The organism is Carnobacterium sp. FSL E2-0243, assembly GCF_038003605.1.
GTDB lineage: Bacteria > Bacillota > Bacilli > Lactobacillales > Carnobacteriaceae > Carnobacterium > Carnobacterium maltaromaticum.
Map to the genome: position 1 here is coordinate 1,609,622 of NZ_JBBOPM010000001.1, position 19,485 is coordinate 1,629,106.

The following is a 19,485-nucleotide window of genomic DNA, read 5'->3' on the forward strand; positions in this document are numbered from 1 at the left end:
GCACATATTCTATCTTGTCTTTTAGAGTAAACTTTTGGAGAAGTCTGATAGAGGGATAGAATGAAGTGCATAAAGGAGAAGAAGAATGAAACAATCAAAATTATTTGTCCCAACATTAAGGGAAGTTCCAAACGATGCTGAGGTTATCAGTCATCAAATGTTATTAAGAGCTGGATACATCCGTCAAATTTCAAGTGGCGTATACAGCTATTTACCATTAGCTAATCTAGTAATTGAAAAGTTAAAAACAATTATTCGTGAAGAATTTGAAAAAATAGATGCAGTTGAAATGTTAATGCCTTCATTACTACCTAAAGAATTATGGGAAGAATCTGGTCGTTACGAAACATACGGACCAAATTTAATGCGTTTAAAAGACCGTAATGGACGTGATTTCTTATTAGGACCAACTCATGAAGAAGCTTTTACAACCTTAATTCGTGATGAAATTAATTCATATAAACGTTTGCCATTATCACTTTACCAAATTCAAACAAAATTCCGTGATGAAAAACGTCCGCGTTTTGGTTTATTACGTGGTCGCGAATTTATTATGAATGATGCCTATTCTTTCCACGATAGCGATGAAAGTTTAGATGTAGGGTATCGTCAATTTGAACAAGCATATAATCGTATTTTTGAACGTTGTGGTTTAGAGTTCCGTAGCATCATCGGTGACGGTGGAGCAATGGGCGGTAGTGATTCAAAAGAGTTTATGGCGATTTCAGATATTGGTGAAGATACAATTTGTTATTCTGATGCCAGTGACTATGCAGCAAACTTAGAAATGGCGACAAATTTTTACATGCGCAAAAAATCCCACGAGATTGAAAAAGAACTGGAAAAAGTTGCAACTCCAGGTGTGAAAACAGTCGAAGAAGTTGCGAATTTATTAGAAGTTGAAGAAAGCCGTGTGATTAAGAGTATTTTATTTATTGCCGATGAAAAACCTGTTTTAGTTGTTGTTCGTGGAGATCATGAAATCAATGATGTGAAATTGAAAAATCATTTAAATGCAGACTTCTTAGAAATGGCAACCGATGAACAAGCTTCTGAGTTGTTAGGTGCTAGTTTTGGTTCTCTTGGACCAATTAATGTTCCAGAAGAAATCCAAGTGATTGCTGATCGTTATGTACAAGATTTAGGAAATGCTGTTTGTGGCGCAAATGAAGAAGGTTTCCATTTCATCAACGTGAATCCAGATCGTGATTTAAAAGTTGAAGAGTACCTTGATTTACGTTTTGTTTTAGAAGGGGAATTATCGCCTGATGGACAAGGTGTCATTAAGTTCACTAAAGGAATTGAAATTGGACATATTTTCAAATTAGGTACTCGCTACAGTGAATCAATGAATGCGACAATCTTAGATCAAAATGGTCGTTCTATTCCAGTTATTATGGGGTGTTACGGTATTGGCGTTAGTCGTTTACTTTCAGCTATTGTTGAACAGCAAGCAGATGACCGTGGTGTAAACTGGCCACGTAACATTGCACCATATGAAGTTCATTTAATTCCTGTTAATATGAAGGCAGAAGATCAAACAAGCTTGTCAGACGATTTATACACTGAATTAAAACAAGCCGGATTATCTGTTTTAATGGATGATCGTAACGAGCGTGTCGGTGTTAAATTTGCAGATTCTGATTTAATTGGTTTACCAGTACGAATCACAGTTGGTAAAAAAGCGAGTGAAGGTATCGTGGAAATTAAATTACGCAAAACAAGTGAAACGATTGAAGTTAAAAAAGAAGAACTAATTGATACCTTAAATATTTTATTAAACGCAAACTAGTAAAACTATGATACAATAATAGAAGTAAAATCAGAAGGCACCTTTTTAGGAAGTGTGCCTTTTTTCAAGTGTAAAGCAGGAAATACCGTCAAAGAATTATGACGAAAGGGGTATCCTATGAGTTTAAGTCAAGAAGAATTATTTCAAAAATTATTGGAGCAAATTAATTTGCATCAAGAATTAGACTACCAACCTTATTTTGAAAAAGCGAGTATACGTAAAGTAACAGTGCATAAACAGTCAAAGTTATGGCATTTTGATTTTTATTTTCAAGATATTTTGCCATTTGAAATCTACCAAAATTTTTCAGAGAAATTGCAGATTGCTTTTCGTTCGATAGCCGCAATTTCTTTTTCTATTGAAACCGAAAATCCAGAATTAACGATTGAAAAATTAGAACATTATTGGCCAGAAGCGGTTAAGCGTAGTGGTGTTTCTTCACCAATTATCAATCAACTATTTCGCCAACAGTTACCTGTTCTGAATCTAAAAAAAGTGCAACTTTATGTTGAAAATGAAGTAGTTAAAGGTCATTTGACGAATCAGTACCTGCCTCCAGTTGAAGAGCACTATCAAAAACTCGGCTTTCCTAAATTTAGGATTGAACCTGTGATTGATGAAGAAGCGAATACTGCGAAATTGGCTGAATTTAAAGCTAAAAAAGAAGAAGCCGAGCAACTTTTAGCTGAACGTGCAGCGGATAATTTACAAAAAGCTGAAGAAGAAAGAAAACGTAATGGCGGTGACAATAAAGTTGCCAATCTTCCAAAAGGAAAATTAGTCTTAGGAAGAGCAATCAATGATAAAGAAGAAATTAAGCCAATGGCTGAAATTATTGAAGAAGAACGTCGTGTGACAATTGAAGGATATGTCTTTGATGTAGAAGTGCGAGTATTGCGTTCCGAACGCCAAATCTTAATTTTAAAAATTACGGACTACACTTCATCTTTTGCGGTTAAAATGTTTTCGAATTCGCCAGAAGATGAGGCTGTCTTTGCAGCTTTGAAAAAAGGTATGTGGGTTCGAGCTAGAGGAGCTGTACAAGAAGATAACTTTATGCGTGATTTAGTGATGAGCGCACGAGATATCACCGAAGTCAGTCGAGAGTTAAGAAAAGATAAAGCTGATGAAGATAAAAAACGAGTTGAACTCCATTTGCACAGCAATATGAGCCAAATGGATGCAACAAACAATATTACCGATTTAGTTGAACAAGCAGCTAAATGGGGACATCCAGCAGTAGCTATTACAGATCATAGTGGCGCACAATCTTTTCCAGATGCTTATCATGCCGGGAAGAAAAATGGGGTTAAGATTTTATATGGTATTGAAGCGAATATTGTCGATGATGGTGTTCCAATTGCTTATAATCCAAAACATATTGCTTTAAGCGAAGCAACCTATGTTGTTTTTGATGTGGAGACAACCGGTCTTTCGGCAGTCTATGATACGATTATTGAATTGGCTGCAGTAAAAATGTATAAAGGCAATATTATTGAAACTTTTGAACAGTTTATTGATCCAGGTCACCCGTTGTCCCAAACAACCATTAATTTAACAGGAATTACTGATGATATGGTTCGTGGCTCAAAATCTGAAGAAGAAGTTTTACGGCTGTTTAAAGAGTTTTCTGGTGATGATATTTTAGTAGCCCATAATGCTAGTTTTGATATGGGATTCTTAAATACAAGCTATGGCAAATATGATATAGCAGAAGCCGAAAACCCAGTTATTGATACGTTAGAAATGTCACGTTTCTTACATCCGCAATTAAAAAGTCATCGTTTAAATACGTTAGCAAAACGCTATGGTGTAAATTTAGAACAGCATCACAGAGCCATTTATGATTCGGAATCAACGGGTCAATTATGCTGGATATTTATTAAAGAAGCTAGAGAAGAACATGATATGCATTATCATGATGAATTAAATATGCACATTGGTGAAGGGGATTCCTATAAACGAGCGCGACCTTTCCACGCCACTATTATAGCGACAACCCAAGATGGATTGAAAAATTTATTCAAACTTGTTTCGATGTCAATGGTCAATTATTTTTATCGGACACCACGAATTCCAAGGTCAAAACTAACTGAATATCGTGAAGGACTTATTGTTGGATCTGCATGTAGCTCAGGCGAAGTTTTTGAAGCAATGATGCAGAAAGGCTACGATGAAGCAAAAAATCGTGCCAAATTTTATGACTATTTAGAAGTCATGCCTAAACCAGTCTATGCACCATTAATTGAGCGTGAACTAGTAAAAAGTGAAAAAGATTTAGAAGAAATTATTCGAAATATGGTACGAATGGGTGATGAATTAGGTAAGTTAGTAGTGGCAACTGGAAATGTTCATTATTTAAATCCAGAAGACTCCACTTATCGCAAGATTTTGATTCATTCTCAAGGTGGTGCTAATCCGCTTAATCGTAGTATTTTGCCAGAAGTTCATTTTAGGACAACTGATGAGATGCTAAAAGAATTTAGCTTTTTAGGGAAAGAAATGGCTGAGCGAATCGTCGTGGAAAACACGCACAAAGTTGCAGATTTAGTCGCAGATGATATTACGCCAGTTAAAACAGATTTATATACACCTAAAATTGAAGGTTCTGAAGATGAAATTAGAAAATTAAGTTATGATGAAGCTCATCGATTATATGGCGAAGTGCTTCCCGAAATAGTTGAAAAACGGATTGAAAAAGAATTAAAAAGTATTATTGGAAATGGTTTCTCCGTAATTTATTTAATTTCCCAAAAACTAGTACACAAAAGTGTCAGCGAGGGCTATTTGGTTGGGTCACGTGGTTCCGTTGGGTCCAGTTTTGTTGCAACAATGACGGGAATTACCGAAGTAAATCCAATGCCACCTCATTATCGTTGTCCAGAATGTCAATATTCTGAGTTTTTCGAAGATGGCTCCGTTGGTTCAGGATATGACTTGCCAGAAAAAGCTTGTCCAAAATGTGGTGCTCGTTTGTTTAAAGACGGTCATGATATTCCCTTTGAAACCTTCTTAGGATTTCACGGCGATAAAGTCCCCGATATTGATTTAAACTTTTCGGGTGATTATCAAGCTAAAGCCCATGATTATACCAAAGTTTTATTTGGTGAAGATTATGTGTTCCGGGCTGGTACAATTGGAACGGTTGCCGATCGAACCGCCTATGGTTTTGTAAAAGGCTATGAACGAGATATGAATTTAAATTTCCGAGCAGCTGAAGTTGATCGCTTAGCTAAAGGCTCGACAGGCGTGAAACGAACAACTGGACAGCATCCTGGGGGAATTATTGTTATTCCTGATTATATGGATGTCTATGATTTCACACCGATTCAATTTCCGGCAGATGCCCAAGATTCTGAGTGGAAAACAACCCATTTTGATTTCCATTCCATTCACGATAATGTTTTAAAACTTGATATTCTAGGTCACGATGATCCAACTGTGATTCGGATGCTACAAGATTTATCAGGGATCGATCCAAAAACGATTCCAACAGACGATCCGGATGTAATGCAAATTTTTGGTGGGACTGAAATCTTAGGTGTGACTCCTAAGCAAATTGAATCAAATACTGGAACGCTTGGCATTCCTGAGTTTGGAACAAGATTTGTTCGAGGGATGTTGGAACAAACGAAGCCAACTACCTTTGCAGAGTTACTCCAAATCTCTGGGTTATCACATGGTACCGATGTTTGGTTAGGGAATGCCGAAGAGCTAATCCGAACAAAAGATATTCCGCTTTCTCAAGTAATTGGTTGCCGGGATGATATTATGGTCTACTTGATTCATAATGGTTTAGATGATGGATTAGCCTTTAAAATCATGGAAAGTGTGCGTAAAGGTAAAGGAATTCCAGAAGATTGGCAAAAATCAATGCGAGATGAAAAAATACCAACTTGGTATATTGATTCTTGCTTGAAAATTAAGTATATGTTCCCTAAAGCCCATGCGGCAGCTTACGTTCTAATGGCTTTACGAGTGGCATATTATAAAGTCCATTTTCCAATTCTTTACTATGCAGCGTTTCTATCAGTTCGTGCAGCTGATTTTGATTTAGTCGCAATGAGCCAAGGAAAAGAAGCGTTAAAAGCTAAAATGAAAGAAATAAATGATAAGGGCCTTGATGCCTCAACCAAAGAAAAGAATTTACTAACAATACTAGAAATTTGTAATGAAATGGTTGAGCGTGGCTTTGAAATAAAAATGATTGATCTATATAAATCAGATGCAAATGATTTTATTATCGAAGGCAACGCTTTAATTGCTCCTTTCAGAGCAGTACCAAGTTTGGGAGCCAATGTGGCGAAGCAAATTTGTATTGCCCGTGAAGAGAAGAAATTCTTATCTAAAGAAGATTTAGCGAAGCGTGGTAAAGTTTCTAAAACATTGATTGAGTATATGACTGAGAACAATGTTTTGAAAGACTTACCAGACGAAAATCAATTATCTTTATTTGATATGATGTAAAAAAATAGGAACAAGCCGAATTATAGGCTTTGTTCCTATTTTTATTTTTAGTATGGATAATAGAAATAAATGAGAATTAATCCAATACTAACTAGTGGCAAACCAAAGTAGAGAAAGGGCAATGTTAAACCATCCCAGGCTTTTTTATTTAGAAAAGCACGCCAACGGTAGCACATTCCTGATAAACTTAATGAAAAAGCACCTGTGAAAAAGACAATAATCCCACACATAAATAAAAAATCTTGATCCATAAACGTTCCTCCTGACACTAATTTTTTTAATCCGGTTTAGTCTGTTAATGAAAAATAAGGAGGTTTCATGTGGCGTGTTTTTGTCACCTCAACATTCATTTTATCAGCATTAAAAACAATCTACCATTGGAGTATCTAACAATCTTATAACAAAAATGTAAGGTACTTGATAGCGATAATAAGTATCTTTTAAAAGTTTTTATAAAGCATCTTGAAAGGGTTCATTAAACAGAATAAATACACCCATGGCAAAAAAAATATGGACAAATAGCACTAAATAATTTTGTAATTAGATTAACTAAGAAAGTTGAGTTTTTTTATTTGATAGTAAAACCTTTATTACACCACAAAATGATTCGATAAACTACCTGACTTTAGTTGCAAACACTGTAAAAACGTGGTATTATAGTTAATGTATTTAGATATCCTGTAGAGAGTGAGCGGCGACGCTCACTCTTTTTCGGCAGTCAGGTGAAAAGTGTCTAAAGGAGGCGATGAGATTGAGTAATGTGGTTGATACGGTCAAGACTATTGTTCAACCAATCGTTGACGAATTTAATTTTGAATTGGTTGACGTGGAATTTGTAAAAGAAGGTAAAAGTTGGTTTTTAAGAATGTACATTGATAAGCCCGGTGGAATTGACATTGAAGACTGTGCGTTAGTGAGTGAAAAGATTAGTGAAAAAATGGATGCTATTAATCCAGATCCAATCCCTCAAGCGTATTTCTTAGAAGTTTCTTCTCCAGGAGCAGAAAGACCTTTGAAGAAAGAACAGGATTATCAAAATGCAGTTGGTTCTTATGTGAATATTTCATTGTATGAACCTGTTGATGGCGAAAAAATGTATGAAGGCACTTTAGAAGAAGTGAATGAAGACAGTTTGATTTTAACAATTCGAATAAAAACTAGAGAGAAAAAGATGGAATTCGATCGCAAGAAAATTGCGAAAGCAAGGTTAGCGATCAAGTTTTAAATTTATGATACGTAGATAGGAGAGAAGTGAATAATGAGCAAAGAAATGTTAAATGCTCTTGATGCTTTAGAAACAGAAAAAGGTATTGCAAAAGAAATCGTGATTGAAGCGTTGGAGGCTGCCTTAGTTTCTGCTTACAAACGGAATTATAGTCAAGCGCAAAATGTTGAAGTCGAGTTTGATATGAAAAAGGGAAATATCCACGTTTATGCCGTTAAAGAAGTCGTTGAAGTTGTTTTTGATTCTCGTTTAGAAGTGAGTATTGAAGATGCTTTAGAGCTCAACAAAGCATATGAAATTGGCGATAAAATCCGTTTTGAAGTAACTCCTAAAGACTTTGGACGTATTGCTGCACAGACAGCTAAACAAGTCATTATGCAACGTGTTCGTGAAGCTGAACGCAGTATTATTTATAATGAGTTTGTCGCTTATGAGAATGATATCATGCAAGGAATTGTTGAACGTCAAGACAATCGTTACATTTATGTAAACCTTGGCAAGATTGAGGCTGTTCTATCTAAGCAAGAACAAATTCCAAATGAAACCTATAAAGCCCATGATCGTATTAAAGTTTATGTGACTAAAGTAGAAAATACTTCAAAAGGCCCACAAATTTTTGTTAGCCGTAGTCATCCAGATTTATTAAAACGTTTATTCGAGCAAGAAGTTCCTGAAATTTATGATGGAACAGTTGAAATTGTCTCTATCGCTCGTGAAGCTGGCGATCGTGCTAAAGTAGCTGTTATGTCAAGAGATGCTAATATTGATCCTGTCGGAACCTGCGTAGGTCCTAAAGGTCAACGTGTTCAAGCCATTGTCAATGAATTGAAAGGCGAAAACATGGATATTGTTGAATGGAATGAAAATCCAGCAACTTATATTGCAAATGCATTGAACCCAGCACAAGTAGTTGATGTAACCTTTAACGAAGCACAAGGAAGTTGTGTAGTTGTCGTTCCAGATTATCAATTGTCACTTGCTATTGGGAAACGTGGTCAAAATGCGCGATTAGCTGCCAAATTAACTGGCTTTAAAATCGATATTAAATCAGAATCTGATATGGCTGCATTAGCAGAAGTAAAAGAAGAAACTGATTTAGAGACGGTTGCTGAGTATGTTGAGGCTGTAGAAGAAAATATGGCAGTTGAAGCTGAAAATGATGCTGAAGAAGTTCTTGAAAGCATAGAAGATTTAGAAGAGTCTCGTGAAGTTTCAGAATTGGATTCTGAAACAGAAGAAGATATTTTAAATCCAGAAGATGCAGAAGAGTTAATCGAATTAGCAGAAGAACAAGACGGAGTCGACGAGTAAGCAGGAGGTTGTTTAGATGCAAAAGCGAAAAGTACCAATGCGTAAATGTGTTGTAACTAACGAGATGAAGCCTAAGAAAGAAATGATTCGAATTGTTAGAAACAAAGAAGGCGTTGTCGCCATTGATCCAACTGGAAAAATGCCTGGACGTGGAGCTTATGTTTCTATTGAACCGACAGTTGTTCAAACGGCTTGGGACAAACATGTCCTTGATCGTCATTTAGAAGCAACCATTAACGATGAATTTTACCAAGAATTATTGGATTATGTAACCCATCAGAAAGCACGGATGAGTTTATGAATAATGATCAAAAGGTGCTTAATCTTCTTGGAATGGCGCAGCGTGCCGGAAAGCTCGTCTCTGGAGAAGACTTAAGTTTGAAAGAAATCAGAAATGGCACTGCTAAATTAGTCATTGTAGCAGTGGATGCAAGTGAAAATACACGAAAAAAAATATCCGATAAAGGTCAGCATTATGAAGTCCTTGTAGCAGTTCATTTCACAAAAATGGAATTGAGCCATGCGATTGGGAAAGAACGGACCATTTGTACGATTATCGATAAAGGCTTCGCAAAGAAATTTCGTGAGTTATTATCAATATAATTGGAGGGTGATTACATGGGGAAAAAACGTGTTCATGAGTATGCTAAAGAGCATGATATGTCTAGTAAGCGTGTAATTGAAAAAGCAAAAGAACTGGGAATTGAATTAGGCAATCATATGTCTACTATCGATGAAAATCAAATTCAAAAATTAAATCAAGTTTTTACAAAAAAAGAAGCAGGAACAAAGGTTGCTGCTAATACTAAAAAATCAGACCGTCCACACTCAAGTGGACAAGGGGGTAACACTACGAACTCTAAAGAAGATAATCAGAAGCGTCCAGCTCAAAGTGGTGGACAAAATGCAGGTAAACCAACTCAAACAGGGAAGCCAGCACAAAATAAAACAACAAATACTCGTCCAGCTACTAAACCTAGCCAAGGACAATCAAATAATACAAATCGTCCAGCTGCTAAAACAGGTCAAGGACAATCAAGCAATACAAACCGTCCAGCTGCTAAAACAGGTCAAGGACAATCAAACAACACAAATCGCCCAGCAGCTAAAACTAGTCAAGGGCAATCAAGTAACACTAGTCGTCCAGCGGCTCAAGGCCAAGGAACAACAAGTGGAAATAATGCTCAAGGAGCAAATCGTGGAAGCGGCGGAGGACAAGGCGGTTATCAAGGTAACCGTGGTGGACAAGGCGGCAATCGTGGTGGCTATCAAGGCGGTTATAACAATCGCAATAATTTCAGAAAGAAAAAACGTCGTAGTGGCGAAACAAAACCAGTAGCACCACCAGTGCCACGTAAATTTAAAGAATTACCAGAAGTATTAGTTTATTCTGATGGTATGACAGTTGCGGATATTTCTAAAAAGATTTACCGTGAACCAGCAGAGATTATTAAGAAGTTATTCCTATTAGGCGTAATGGCTACTTTAAATCAATCTTTAAGCAAAGAAGCAATTGAATTATTAGCAACAGATTATGGTATTGAAGCTGAAGAAAAAATCGAATTAGATGTATCTGATTTAGATGTCTACTTTGACCAAGAGACCAACGAAGAGGCTTTAGTTACTCGTCCACCAGTTGTTACAATTATGGGTCACGTTGACCATGGTAAAACAACACTTCTAGATTCATTACGTAATACAAAAGTAAGTTTAGGAGAAGCAGGCGGAATCACACAACATATTGGAGCTTATCAAATTGATGTTGACGGAAAACCAATCACATTCTTAGATACACCAGGACATGCGGCCTTTACAACGATGCGTGCTCGTGGAGCAGGTATCACAGATATTACTGTATTAGTTGTAGCAGCAGATGATGGTGTTATGCCACAAACTGTCGAAGCAATTAACCATGCTAAAGCAGCAGAAGTACCGATTATTGTTGCAGTTAATAAAGTTGACAAGCCTGGTGCAAATCCAGAGCGTGTGATGCAAGAATTAACTGAGCATGGATTGGTTCCTGAATCATGGGGTGGAGAAACAATTTTTGTTGAGATTTCTGCTAAATTCCAACAAAACTTAGAAGAACTGCTTGAAATGATTTTATTAGTTGCTGAAGTTCAAGAATTAAAAGCTGATCCAACTCGTTTGGCTATTGGAACAGTGATTGAAGCTCGTTTAGATAAGAGTAAAGGTCCAGTTGCAACGCTATTAGTTCAAGAAGGAACACTAAAAGTTGGAGATCCAATTGTTGTTGGAAACACATTTGGTCGGGTTCGTGTAATGTCTAACGAAACTGGTCGTCGTGTGAAAACAGCCGGTCCAGCTGCACCAGTTGAAATTACTGGATTAAACAATGCTCCACAAGCTGGCGATCGTTTTGTTGTCTTTGAAGATGAAAAAACTGCTCGTTCAGCAGGTGAAGATCGTGCGAAACGTGCTGCTGTTGAGCAACGTTCTGTTACGAATCGTGTAACATTAGATAACTTGTTTGATAGCTTACAAGAAGGCGAATTAAAAGAAGTTAACGTGATTATCAAAGCAGATGTACAAGGATCTGTTGAAGCTTTAGCAGCAAGCTTACAAAAAATTGAAGTTGAAGGCGTTCGTGTTAAAATCATTCATACGGCAGTTGGAGCTATTAATGAAAGTGATATTACTTTAGCTGCAGCAAGTAATGCAATTGTGATTGGATTTAACGTTCGTCCAACACCTCAAGCTAAACAACAAGCTGAACAAGAAGCCGTTGATATTCGCTTACACCGCATTATTTATAATGCTATCGATGAAATTGAAACAGCAATGAAAGGGATGTTAGATCCTGAATTTGAAGAGAAAATCACTGGGCAAGCAATTGTTCGTGAGACCTTCAAAGTGTCTAAAGTTGGAACAATCGCAGGTGGTTATGTAACTGAAGGCTTTATCACACGTAACAGTAGCATTCGTTTAATCCGTGATAGCATTGTTATTTTTGAAGGCGAATTAGCTAGTTTGAAACGCTTTAAAGATGATGTTAAGGAAGTTAAACTTGGATTTGAATTTGGTTTCATGATTAAAGATTACAATGAAGTTCAAATGGATGATGTTATTGAAGCATACCAAATGGTAGAAATTAAACGTAAATAAATAAAATCTTAATGGAAAAGCGAGGGATATATCATGGCAAATCATAGACTAGGTCGTGTCACTCAAGAAGTCCAAAGAGAAGTAAATGACATTTTAAAAAAACGTGTTCGTGATCCACGCGTTCAAGATGTAAATATTACAGATGTACGTGTTACAGGAGACTTACAACAAGCGACTATTTATTATAGTATCTTATCTGATAAAGCAAGCGATATTGAAAAGGCTCAAGCAGGTCTTGAAAAAGCCGCTGGTTTAATTAGAAAAGAATTAGGTCAACGTTTAACACTTTACAAAACGCCAGAACTTAGTTTTGCGCGCGATGAGTCTGTAGCTTACGGAAATCGGATTGATGAGTTATTACGTGATTTAAATAAAGAATAACAAAAAAGAACCAATTGCTGAAAAGTGATTGGTTCTTTTTTTGTATTCTTAAATTAGAAACAAATAAGCCTTTTAACTATAGGTATTTCTTTAGAAGTTTGTTATACTAATACGAGATAAATTAAAAAGGGGCTAAGTTTAAATGAGTTTATATTCTTATATTGGAACAGAAAAAAAGATGCCAGTAGCTGAACCGCCAGCTGAAAATATTGTCGCAATGATTGCTCGGGATACTTTAGATAAAGGTGTAACCGATGAAATGGTACTAAGTTATTTACAAAACCAGACTGGTGATAATAGTTTAACTTTAGATCAAATTGCTTTTTTTGATACAGAAAAAGAAATTGTTGGAGGATTTGAAATCCTAAATTTGACTAACTCAACAGATATAAAAAAACATTTCACCACAAAATTTGTTTATGAATGTTCTGACTTTCCAGTCTGGGAACCAATAGAAAATGAAACCAATACTGGTGATGAATATACCTTTGAGCAAATTACGCAATACCAACAAATGATGGATGAAGCACGTGCTGTTAACGCTGTTCAACAAACTAGTTTTATGGATGTGTTAGAAAAATGTTTTGAAGATACAGATAAAGTCGAGCTGTATACATGTTGGATGGGTGAGGAAGGTGTGAGAGAAGCACAACGCCGCGTCGAAAAATGGGATATAGTTAAAGCCAATCCACTATTGTTGGACTTAGGAGAAAAAGAATTTTTAGTGATTGAAAAATAGTTTTAAAACCTGAATGATTAGGATAGGAGGGGAACTAGTATGATGCCTTTTTCTTATTTAGCTACGGAGAAACCTCTGAAATTATCAAAAATTTTAGATCCAAGTCGTTGCATCATTGCAGAACGTGAAAATATGCCGGCAGATTTATCTGAGGAAGATTTTTACACTGAAATGAAAAAGAGTAATCCAGTACTAAAAAGGGAAGAAGTTAGGATTATTGAAAAAGGCGATAGCAGACCACTATTTAATGTATTTAGTATCTTACAGCAAGTTACTGATCCGCTGATTCTTTCTATGTTTACCTTACCTTATGTCTATGAAGTTACGGATTTTCCTTTCGCTGAAACTGAAATCTATCATTTAACACTAACTGAATCTCAGCTAAATGATAACGTACTTTTATCAAAAATGGAGAAGATTTATTTCGCACAATTAACTAGTTGTGAAGAGTATTTTCAAACTCTTTTTATAAGAAATAAAAAAGTAGAATGTTTACTATACTGGGATCCAATTAGAGATCATCGTGATAATGGGAAATCAAGACCCTATTCTTTTTTACCTTGTGGTTTGTATATTACGGGCTTAAATGCAGAGGATTGCTTTCAAGGGGTTGAAAAACACCTAGCGACAAATGATTTTTTTAGAGAATTTGAAGCAATCAACTTAAAAATCAATCAAAAATTAATTATTAGTAAAAAAGACAACGCTAGGTAAACTTAGCGTTGTCTTTTGCATTAAGGAGCTAAAACTTGAATGTGTCCTTCTAAAACTTGCATATTTAAGGGCAATTTTTCAGATGGATCACCATCTATACGTGAGCGGATTTCCTTTTTTGCTCCTTCAATTGTCATTTTTTTTGTTTTAAAATAAGTCACATCAGGAATTTTTTTGGCTTTTCCACTAATAAAATACGGTAAAAAACGTAAAGAGCCAGTAAAAGATAATTCTGGAACGATAAAGACATGAAAATAACCATCATCAACGGCTGCATCGGGATCTAAATAAGGAAATCCGCCAGCTGAATTGGTCATCGTTACCAGTAATAATTGTGCTGAACCACGCCATTTTCCTTCATCATGCTGGATTTTTAAGTGGTAGTGTTTGTGCTGAACAAGAATTTTACTTCCTTTAAAAATAAAGGCGAACGGTCCAAACTTTTGTTTTTCCTGTTGGCTGACCTCTAAAGCGGCATCAGCTAAAACTCCTAAGGTTAGAGTACTAATCATATAAGAATCATTGACTTGACCAACATCAAGAGGAGTTAAATCACCTGTAACTAAATTTTCAATAGCTGCGGGAATATCAAGTGGTATTTCTAACACTCGGGCTAAATTATTAACCGTTCCAGCTGGGATAATTCCTAGTTTAGGTCGATGTTCAAAAGGAGATAGTCCAGAAACTACATCACTGATTGTGCCATCTCCACCAATTGAAACGACTAAATCAAATTTATTTTCAGCGGCTTCCTTAGCGAATTTAGTGGCATCTGTTTCACTTTTAGTTCCCATTTGTTTTACCTGATAAGCTGAGTCTTGTTCTTCTAAATAATCTTGAACTTGTTGTGCAATTTTTTTAGATTGACTTTTACCAGATGAGGGATTGAAAATAATCATTACTTTTTTTACCATATTATTTCATCAACTTTCTTTATTTGCATTTAATTTTTAATGAGTGAGGTACATAACCGAAAAAGCATCTTTTCCAGCATGGGTCATAATACTTGGACTTGCATATGCAATATGGTATTCCGCACTTGGAAATTGCTGTTTAAAATTAGCAATCAACTCTTCAGTAAAAGGGGTTAAACCAATATGCGTAATTCCAATGGCTTTAATCCCAGCAGTTTTTTTCATATCTTCAATCATTTTATCGACTCGTTTTTGCATAGAACGCATACCCCGACCTTTTGTATCTGGTTCCAAACCATCTTTTGTTAGACGAAGCATTAATTTAATATTCAGGAAATTAGAAATTTTCCCCATTGTGTGCCCAATTCTGCCGCCTTTAATTAGGTTATCTAGATGAACAACACAGATAAATAAATCCGTTTTACTACGAATAGCATCTAGTTTTTCAGAAATCTCAGCTATTGAATGCCCTTTTTGTGCCATCTTAGCCGCAGCAATTACTTGGAAAGCCATTGCCCGATCAATAAACTTCGAATCTATAACGGTTACATTCCCTTTAATTAAATTTGAAGCTTGATGCGCCGCTTGAACAGTTCCACTTAAAACTTCAGTAACATGAATCGATAATACATCACTACCATCAGCAGTTAGATCACGATAAGTGTCAACAAACGAACCAATAGCTGGTTGTGAAGTTTTTGGGAGTTCAGTTGCAGCATTCATTTTTTCAAGGAACTCTTCCTTTGTAATTGTTTTTTCATCAATATAAACTGTACTATCAATCATGGCCGTTAGGGGAACAATAGTAATGTCATATTTTTCTATTTCTTCCTTGGATAATTGAACGGTAGAATCCGTTACAATTTTGATGTTTTTCATAAAGTTGCCTCCTCAGATAGATGGAAATTAGGAAAAGGAACTTCCTACTTACTAAGAATAACAAATTTCACACGAAAAAGACATAGTAATTACCTGAATCACTGTGAACATTAAGGAATTTTAAGAATCAAAAGTTTAATGATTCTCAGAAATATGCTATAATTATCAAGTTATGAAAAGAAAGTAGGGATGCTTTGTGGAGGGAATTCTCCCATTGTGGAAAGAACGCGGTATGACAAGTCATGACTGTGTCTTTAAACTAAGAAAAATTTTACAAACAAAAAAAATTGGACATACTGGAACCTTAGATCCAGACGTAGACGGTGTGTTGCCAATCTGCGTTGGACGAGCAACTAAAGTTGTTGAATATATGATGGAAACTGGGAAAGCCTACGTTGGTGAAATTACGCTAGGTTTTTCAACAACTACAGAAGATAGTAGTGGTGAAGTAGTTGAAACGAAAAAAGTTAGTGAAGTCCCAACAATAGCAGAAATTGATGAATTAATGAAAAAATTTGAAGGGATAATCACACAAGTCCCACCAATGTATTCAGCTGTTAAAGTTAACGGAAAGCGGTTATATGAATATGCTAGAAACGGTGAAACTGTAGAGCGCCCAGAAAGACAAGCCACTATCAAAAAATTTATTCGTTCATCAGAGCCTGTGTTTAATGAAAACGCTGGAACGGTGTCTTGGCGCTTTGAAGTTGAATGTGGCAAGGGCACCTATGTCCGAACTTTGGCTGTTGATTTAGGTGAAGCATTAGGTTATCCAGCTCATATGTCAGATTTAACTCGGATTTTAAGCGGGACTTTTAAAGCTAGTGATTGTGTGACTCTTGCTCAAGTTCAAGAAGCAGTCGATCAAGCTGAAATTGATCAAAAACTTTTTCCATTAGAGTTTGGTTTAAAAGACATACCGGCAGTTGAAATTTCAAAAGATGTCTGGGAAAAAGTTAAGGATGGAGCAGTCTTAGCAAAAAGTGACTACCAAGATGTAACAAGCTTTCCTTTTGTCGTCATGTATCAAGATAGGGCTTGTAGTATTTACGATGTTCATCCGACTAAACCAACATTGTTAAAACCAGTCAAAGTTTTACGAAATCAAGAAAGCTAAAGGGGTATTCTGATTATGAAAGTTATCAACATTCACCATCCATACGAAGCAAGTCAAATTCCAAATGAGGATGTTGTCTTAGCGTTAGGTTTTTTTGACGGCGTTCATTTAGGTCATCAAGAAGTCATTGAAAGAGCAAAAAAAATAGCAGATGAAAAAAAGTTGAAATTAGCTGTTATGACTTTTAATCAGCATCCATCAATTGTTTTTCAAAAAATTAATCCAGAACAAATGAAATATTTATCGACTATCGAACGTAAAAAATGTTTAATGGAAGACTTAGGGGTCGATTATTTATACATTATCGAATTTACGTCACACTTTGCGAGTTTAGCGCCATTAGATTTTGTTGATCAGTACATGGTTGATTTACATGCTAAGGTTGTTGTTGCAGGCTTTGACTACACTTATGGACCAAAAGAAATAGCTGATATGGCTCATTTACCAGAATATGCGGCGGAACGCTTTGATGTCGTAGTTGTAGATAAACAAACAACGGATAATAAAAAAATAAGTTCGACTAGAATTAGAGAAAAGTTAGCAGAAGGTGAAATGGAGAAAGTTAATGCCTTATTAGGCTATGCATATCAAACGCCGGGACGTGTAGTTCATGGCGACGCTAGGGGAAGATTGTTAGGTTTTCCAACGGCTAATATTGAAGTTACCTCTGGGGTTCGTCTGCCGCAACCAGGTATTTATGCAGTTAAAATTAAAGTTGGCCAAAATTGGCATCTTGGCATGGCTTCAATTGGCTACAATGTCACTTTTGGTGACGATCGAGATTTAACAGTCGAAGTCTATATTTTAGATTTCAATCAAGATATATACGGGGAACAAGTTGAAGTTGCTTGGTATCATTATTTACGAAGTGAGTTGAAATTTGACTCAGTTGAACAATTGATTGCCCAATTAAAACAAGATGAAATTGATACTGCTACTTTTTTCAATGAGAGCAAGTAATCTGTTTGAAAGGAGTCGCGCAAAATGACTGCAGCATATATTCATATTCCTTTTTGTGAGCATATTTGTTTTTATTGTGATTTTAATAAAGTTTTCTTAGAAGGTCAACCAGTTGATGAATACGTGGATTTACTGGTTAGGGAAATGAAATTAACAATGGAACAACAAGGAGAAACTGAAATCGAAACGATTTATGTTGGTGGTGGGACTCCAACAACATTAAATGAAAAACAATTAGATCGTTTATTAATTGGAATCAAGGAAAATTTACCTTTTAAAATTGGGAATGAATTTACTTTTGAAGCGAATCCTGGTGATTTGTCAGTTGAAAAATTACAAGTTTTACATGATCATGGAGTCAATCGTTTAAGTATGGGCGTTCAATCATTTAATGATGACTTACTAAAAAAGATTGGACGAATCCACCGTGTTTCCGATGTCTATCAATCTATTAGTAACGCCAGACAAGTCGGTTTTGAAAACATCAGCATTGATCTTATTTATCGCTTGCCAGGTCAAACTGAGGCTGATTTTGAATCAAGTTTAAAAAAAGCTTTAGAGCTAGATTTACCTCATTATTCTACCTATTCGTTAATTTTAGAGAACAAGACGATTTTCTATAATTTAATGCGGCAAGGGAAGCTGCCTTTACCGACGGAAGATGCTGAGGCTAATATGTATCAAATGGCTATTGATCAAATGGCGGACAAAGGTCGTAAGCAATACGAAATTAGTAACTATGCTTTGCCAGGTTATGAGTCTAAACATAACTTGATTTATTGGAAAAATGAAAAATATTATGGTTTTGGTGCGGGGGCTCATGGCTATTTAGGTGGACATCGTTACCAAAATAATGGTCCAATCCAACAATATTTAAAGCCTTTAAGAGAGCATAAATTGCCAGTTTTAAGAAGTCAAAAATTATCACTTGAGGAAAAAATAGAAGAAGAATTATTCTTAGGTTTGCGCAAGTTGCAAGGTGTTAGCATTGAACACTTTTTCGACAAATTTCAAGTTTCTGTTTTTGATATCTATCAAGAAACGATTGAAGAATTAGTTGAAGCTGGTTTGTTAGAAGTCAGCCAACAATGGTTACGTTTAACTCCTAGAGGGAAATTTCTAGGAAACGAAGTTTTTCAAGCGTTCTTATTGAGCGATGGAAAAAATAAATAGATGAGGAAAGGATGATTATATTGACAAGAGAGAGCCATGAGTTTTACTTAAAACGGTGTATCGAACTATCGCAAAGTGCAAGAGACAATGGAAATACACCTTTTGGAGCATTGTTAGTGGATGCAGAAGGAAGCATTTTGCTTGAACAAGAAAACATTGAGATCACAGAACATATTTGTACTGGGCACGCAGAAACGTCTTTAGCAGCTCGTGCGTCACAAAAATATGATAAAGACTTTTTATGGGAATGTACCTTATACACAACAGCTGAACCTTGTGCAATGTGTACAGGAGCTATTTACTGGGGGAACATTGGAACTATTGTTTTTGCCATGACTGAAAAGCGTCTATTAGAGCTAACAGGCGATAATGATCAAAACCCAACATTTAATTTACCTAGTAGTGAAATTATTGCTCGTGGTCAAAAAGATATCCAAATTATTGGACCTTTTCCAAGCGTTGAAGTGGAAGCTGCGGCTGTCCATGAAGGATACTGGGATTAAGTAATTAACTGATAAAAAGAGTTGAGGCAATTGTCTTAACTCTTTTTATTTTGCATAAAATATATTAATATACATAAAAAAGCTGTATATAGTGTTTTAAATACAAATAATTGTATAAAAATCCGTTTTTAATCTTGTTTTAATTTTTCTTTAATGTTATGATACAACCAGATTAACTTTAAGG

General features: G+C 35.8%; 17 protein-coding genes. 14 read left to right on the forward strand and 3 right to left on the reverse strand.

The window, feature by feature from the left end; genetic code table 11:
* Positions 1 to 85: 85 nt before the first annotated feature.
* Together MHI00_RS07525 and MHI00_RS07530 are read left to right on the forward strand one after the other, a co-directional pair.
* Positions 86 to 1,792: a proline--tRNA ligase gene (locus MHI00_RS07525; protein WP_010053082.1), complete on the forward strand. Its 1,707-nt coding sequence runs from the start codon at positions 86 to 88 to the stop codon at positions 1,790 to 1,792.
* 117 nt (positions 1,793 to 1,909) lie between these two features.
* The gene (locus MHI00_RS07530) at positions 1,910 to 6,259 is read left to right on the forward strand and encodes a PolC-type DNA polymerase III (RefSeq protein WP_010053084.1); all 4,350 of its coding nucleotides are present in this window, start codon (positions 1,910 to 1,912) and stop codon (positions 6,257 to 6,259) included.
* A 47-nt stretch (positions 6,260 to 6,306) separates the two neighbouring features.
* Here MHI00_RS07530 and MHI00_RS07535 read toward each other — a convergent pair whose 3' ends face one another.
* Complete coding sequence (locus MHI00_RS07535; protein ID WP_015076583.1) at positions 6,307 to 6,510, reverse strand: hypothetical protein; 204 nt, start codon at positions 6,508 to 6,510, stop codon at positions 6,307 to 6,309.
* A gap of 500 nt (positions 6,511 to 7,010) precedes the next feature.
* Between MHI00_RS07535 and rimP the strand changes: the two genes are divergently transcribed.
* The 8 genes from rimP to MHI00_RS07575 all read left to right on the forward strand — a co-directional run bounded on the left by rimP (position 7,011) and on the right by MHI00_RS07575 (position 13,755).
* The gene (gene rimP / locus MHI00_RS07540; protein ID WP_010053087.1) at positions 7,011 to 7,484 is read left to right on the forward strand and encodes a ribosome maturation factor RimP; all 474 of its coding nucleotides are present in this window, start codon (positions 7,011 to 7,013) and stop codon (positions 7,482 to 7,484) included.
* A 33-nt stretch (positions 7,485 to 7,517) separates the two neighbouring features.
* Complete coding sequence (nusA, locus tag MHI00_RS07545; protein ID WP_010053088.1) at positions 7,518 to 8,795, forward strand: transcription termination factor NusA; 1,278 nt, start codon at positions 7,518 to 7,520, stop codon at positions 8,793 to 8,795.
* Positions 8,796 to 8,811: 16 nt separating this feature from the next.
* Positions 8,812 to 9,096, forward strand: a complete 285-nt coding sequence (gene rnpM / locus MHI00_RS07550) for an RNase P modulator RnpM (protein ID WP_010053089.1) — start codon at positions 8,812 to 8,814, stop codon at positions 9,094 to 9,096.
* Positions 9,093 to 9,398 (forward strand): YlxQ-related RNA-binding protein, encoded by a 306-nt coding sequence (locus MHI00_RS07555; protein WP_010053090.1) that lies wholly within the window; start codon positions 9,093 to 9,095, stop codon positions 9,396 to 9,398. Before rnpM ends, MHI00_RS07555 begins: the two co-directional genes overlap by 4 nt.
* 15 nt (positions 9,399 to 9,413) lie before the next feature.
* A complete protein-coding gene (gene infB / locus MHI00_RS07560) occupies positions 9,414 to 11,921 on the forward strand; it encodes a translation initiation factor IF-2 (protein ID WP_341112390.1) in 2,508 nt (835 codons plus the stop codon).
* Between the two features lie 33 nt (positions 11,922 to 11,954).
* Positions 11,955 to 12,302, forward strand: coding sequence for a 30S ribosome-binding factor RbfA (gene rbfA / locus MHI00_RS07565; protein WP_010053093.1), 348 nt, complete (start codon positions 11,955 to 11,957; stop codon positions 12,300 to 12,302).
* 142 nt (positions 12,303 to 12,444) lie between these two features.
* Complete coding sequence (locus tag MHI00_RS07570; RefSeq protein WP_317914576.1) at positions 12,445 to 13,041, forward strand: hypothetical protein; 597 nt, start codon at positions 12,445 to 12,447, stop codon at positions 13,039 to 13,041.
* A 39-nt stretch (positions 13,042 to 13,080) separates the two neighbouring features.
* On the forward strand, positions 13,081 to 13,755 hold the full coding sequence (locus MHI00_RS07575) for a hypothetical protein (protein ID WP_035063792.1): 675 nt from the start codon (positions 13,081 to 13,083) through the stop codon (positions 13,753 to 13,755).
* A gap of 20 nt (positions 13,756 to 13,775) precedes the next feature.
* Here the strand turns inward: MHI00_RS07575 and MHI00_RS07580 are convergent, their stop codons facing one another.
* Both MHI00_RS07580 and MHI00_RS07585 read right to left on the reverse strand, forming a co-directional pair.
* The gene (locus MHI00_RS07580; RefSeq protein WP_056998879.1) at positions 13,776 to 14,669 is read right to left on the reverse strand and encodes a diacylglycerol/lipid kinase family protein; all 894 of its coding nucleotides are present in this window, start codon (positions 14,667 to 14,669) and stop codon (positions 13,776 to 13,778) included.
* Between the two features lie 36 nt (positions 14,670 to 14,705).
* A complete protein-coding gene (locus MHI00_RS07585; RefSeq protein ID WP_010053100.1) occupies positions 14,706 to 15,548 on the reverse strand; it encodes a DegV family protein in 843 nt (280 codons plus the stop codon).
* 196 nt (positions 15,549 to 15,744) lie between these two features.
* Here MHI00_RS07585 and truB point away from each other — a divergent pair, with 196 nt between their 5' ends.
* Genes truB through MHI00_RS07605 form a run of 4 tightly spaced genes read left to right on the forward strand, consistent with a single transcriptional unit; the run spans position 15,745 to position 19,301 of the window.
* Positions 15,745 to 16,665, forward strand: a complete 921-nt coding sequence (truB, locus tag MHI00_RS07590) for a tRNA pseudouridine(55) synthase TruB (RefSeq protein WP_341112393.1) — start codon at positions 15,745 to 15,747, stop codon at positions 16,663 to 16,665.
* Positions 16,666 to 16,680: 15 nt separating this feature from the next.
* On the forward strand, positions 16,681 to 17,625 hold the full coding sequence (gene ribF, locus MHI00_RS07595; RefSeq protein WP_056998877.1) for a riboflavin biosynthesis protein RibF: 945 nt from the start codon (positions 16,681 to 16,683) through the stop codon (positions 17,623 to 17,625).
* A 24-nt stretch (positions 17,626 to 17,649) separates the two neighbouring features.
* Positions 17,650 to 18,798: a radical SAM family heme chaperone HemW gene (gene hemW / locus MHI00_RS07600; protein WP_010053105.1), complete on the forward strand. Its 1,149-nt coding sequence runs from the start codon at positions 17,650 to 17,652 to the stop codon at positions 18,796 to 18,798.
* A gap of 11 nt (positions 18,799 to 18,809) precedes the next feature.
* On the forward strand, positions 18,810 to 19,301 hold the full coding sequence (locus tag MHI00_RS07605) for a nucleoside deaminase (RefSeq protein ID WP_010053107.1): 492 nt from the start codon (positions 18,810 to 18,812) through the stop codon (positions 19,299 to 19,301).
* The last annotated feature ends 184 nt before the right edge of the window (positions 19,302 to 19,485 follow it).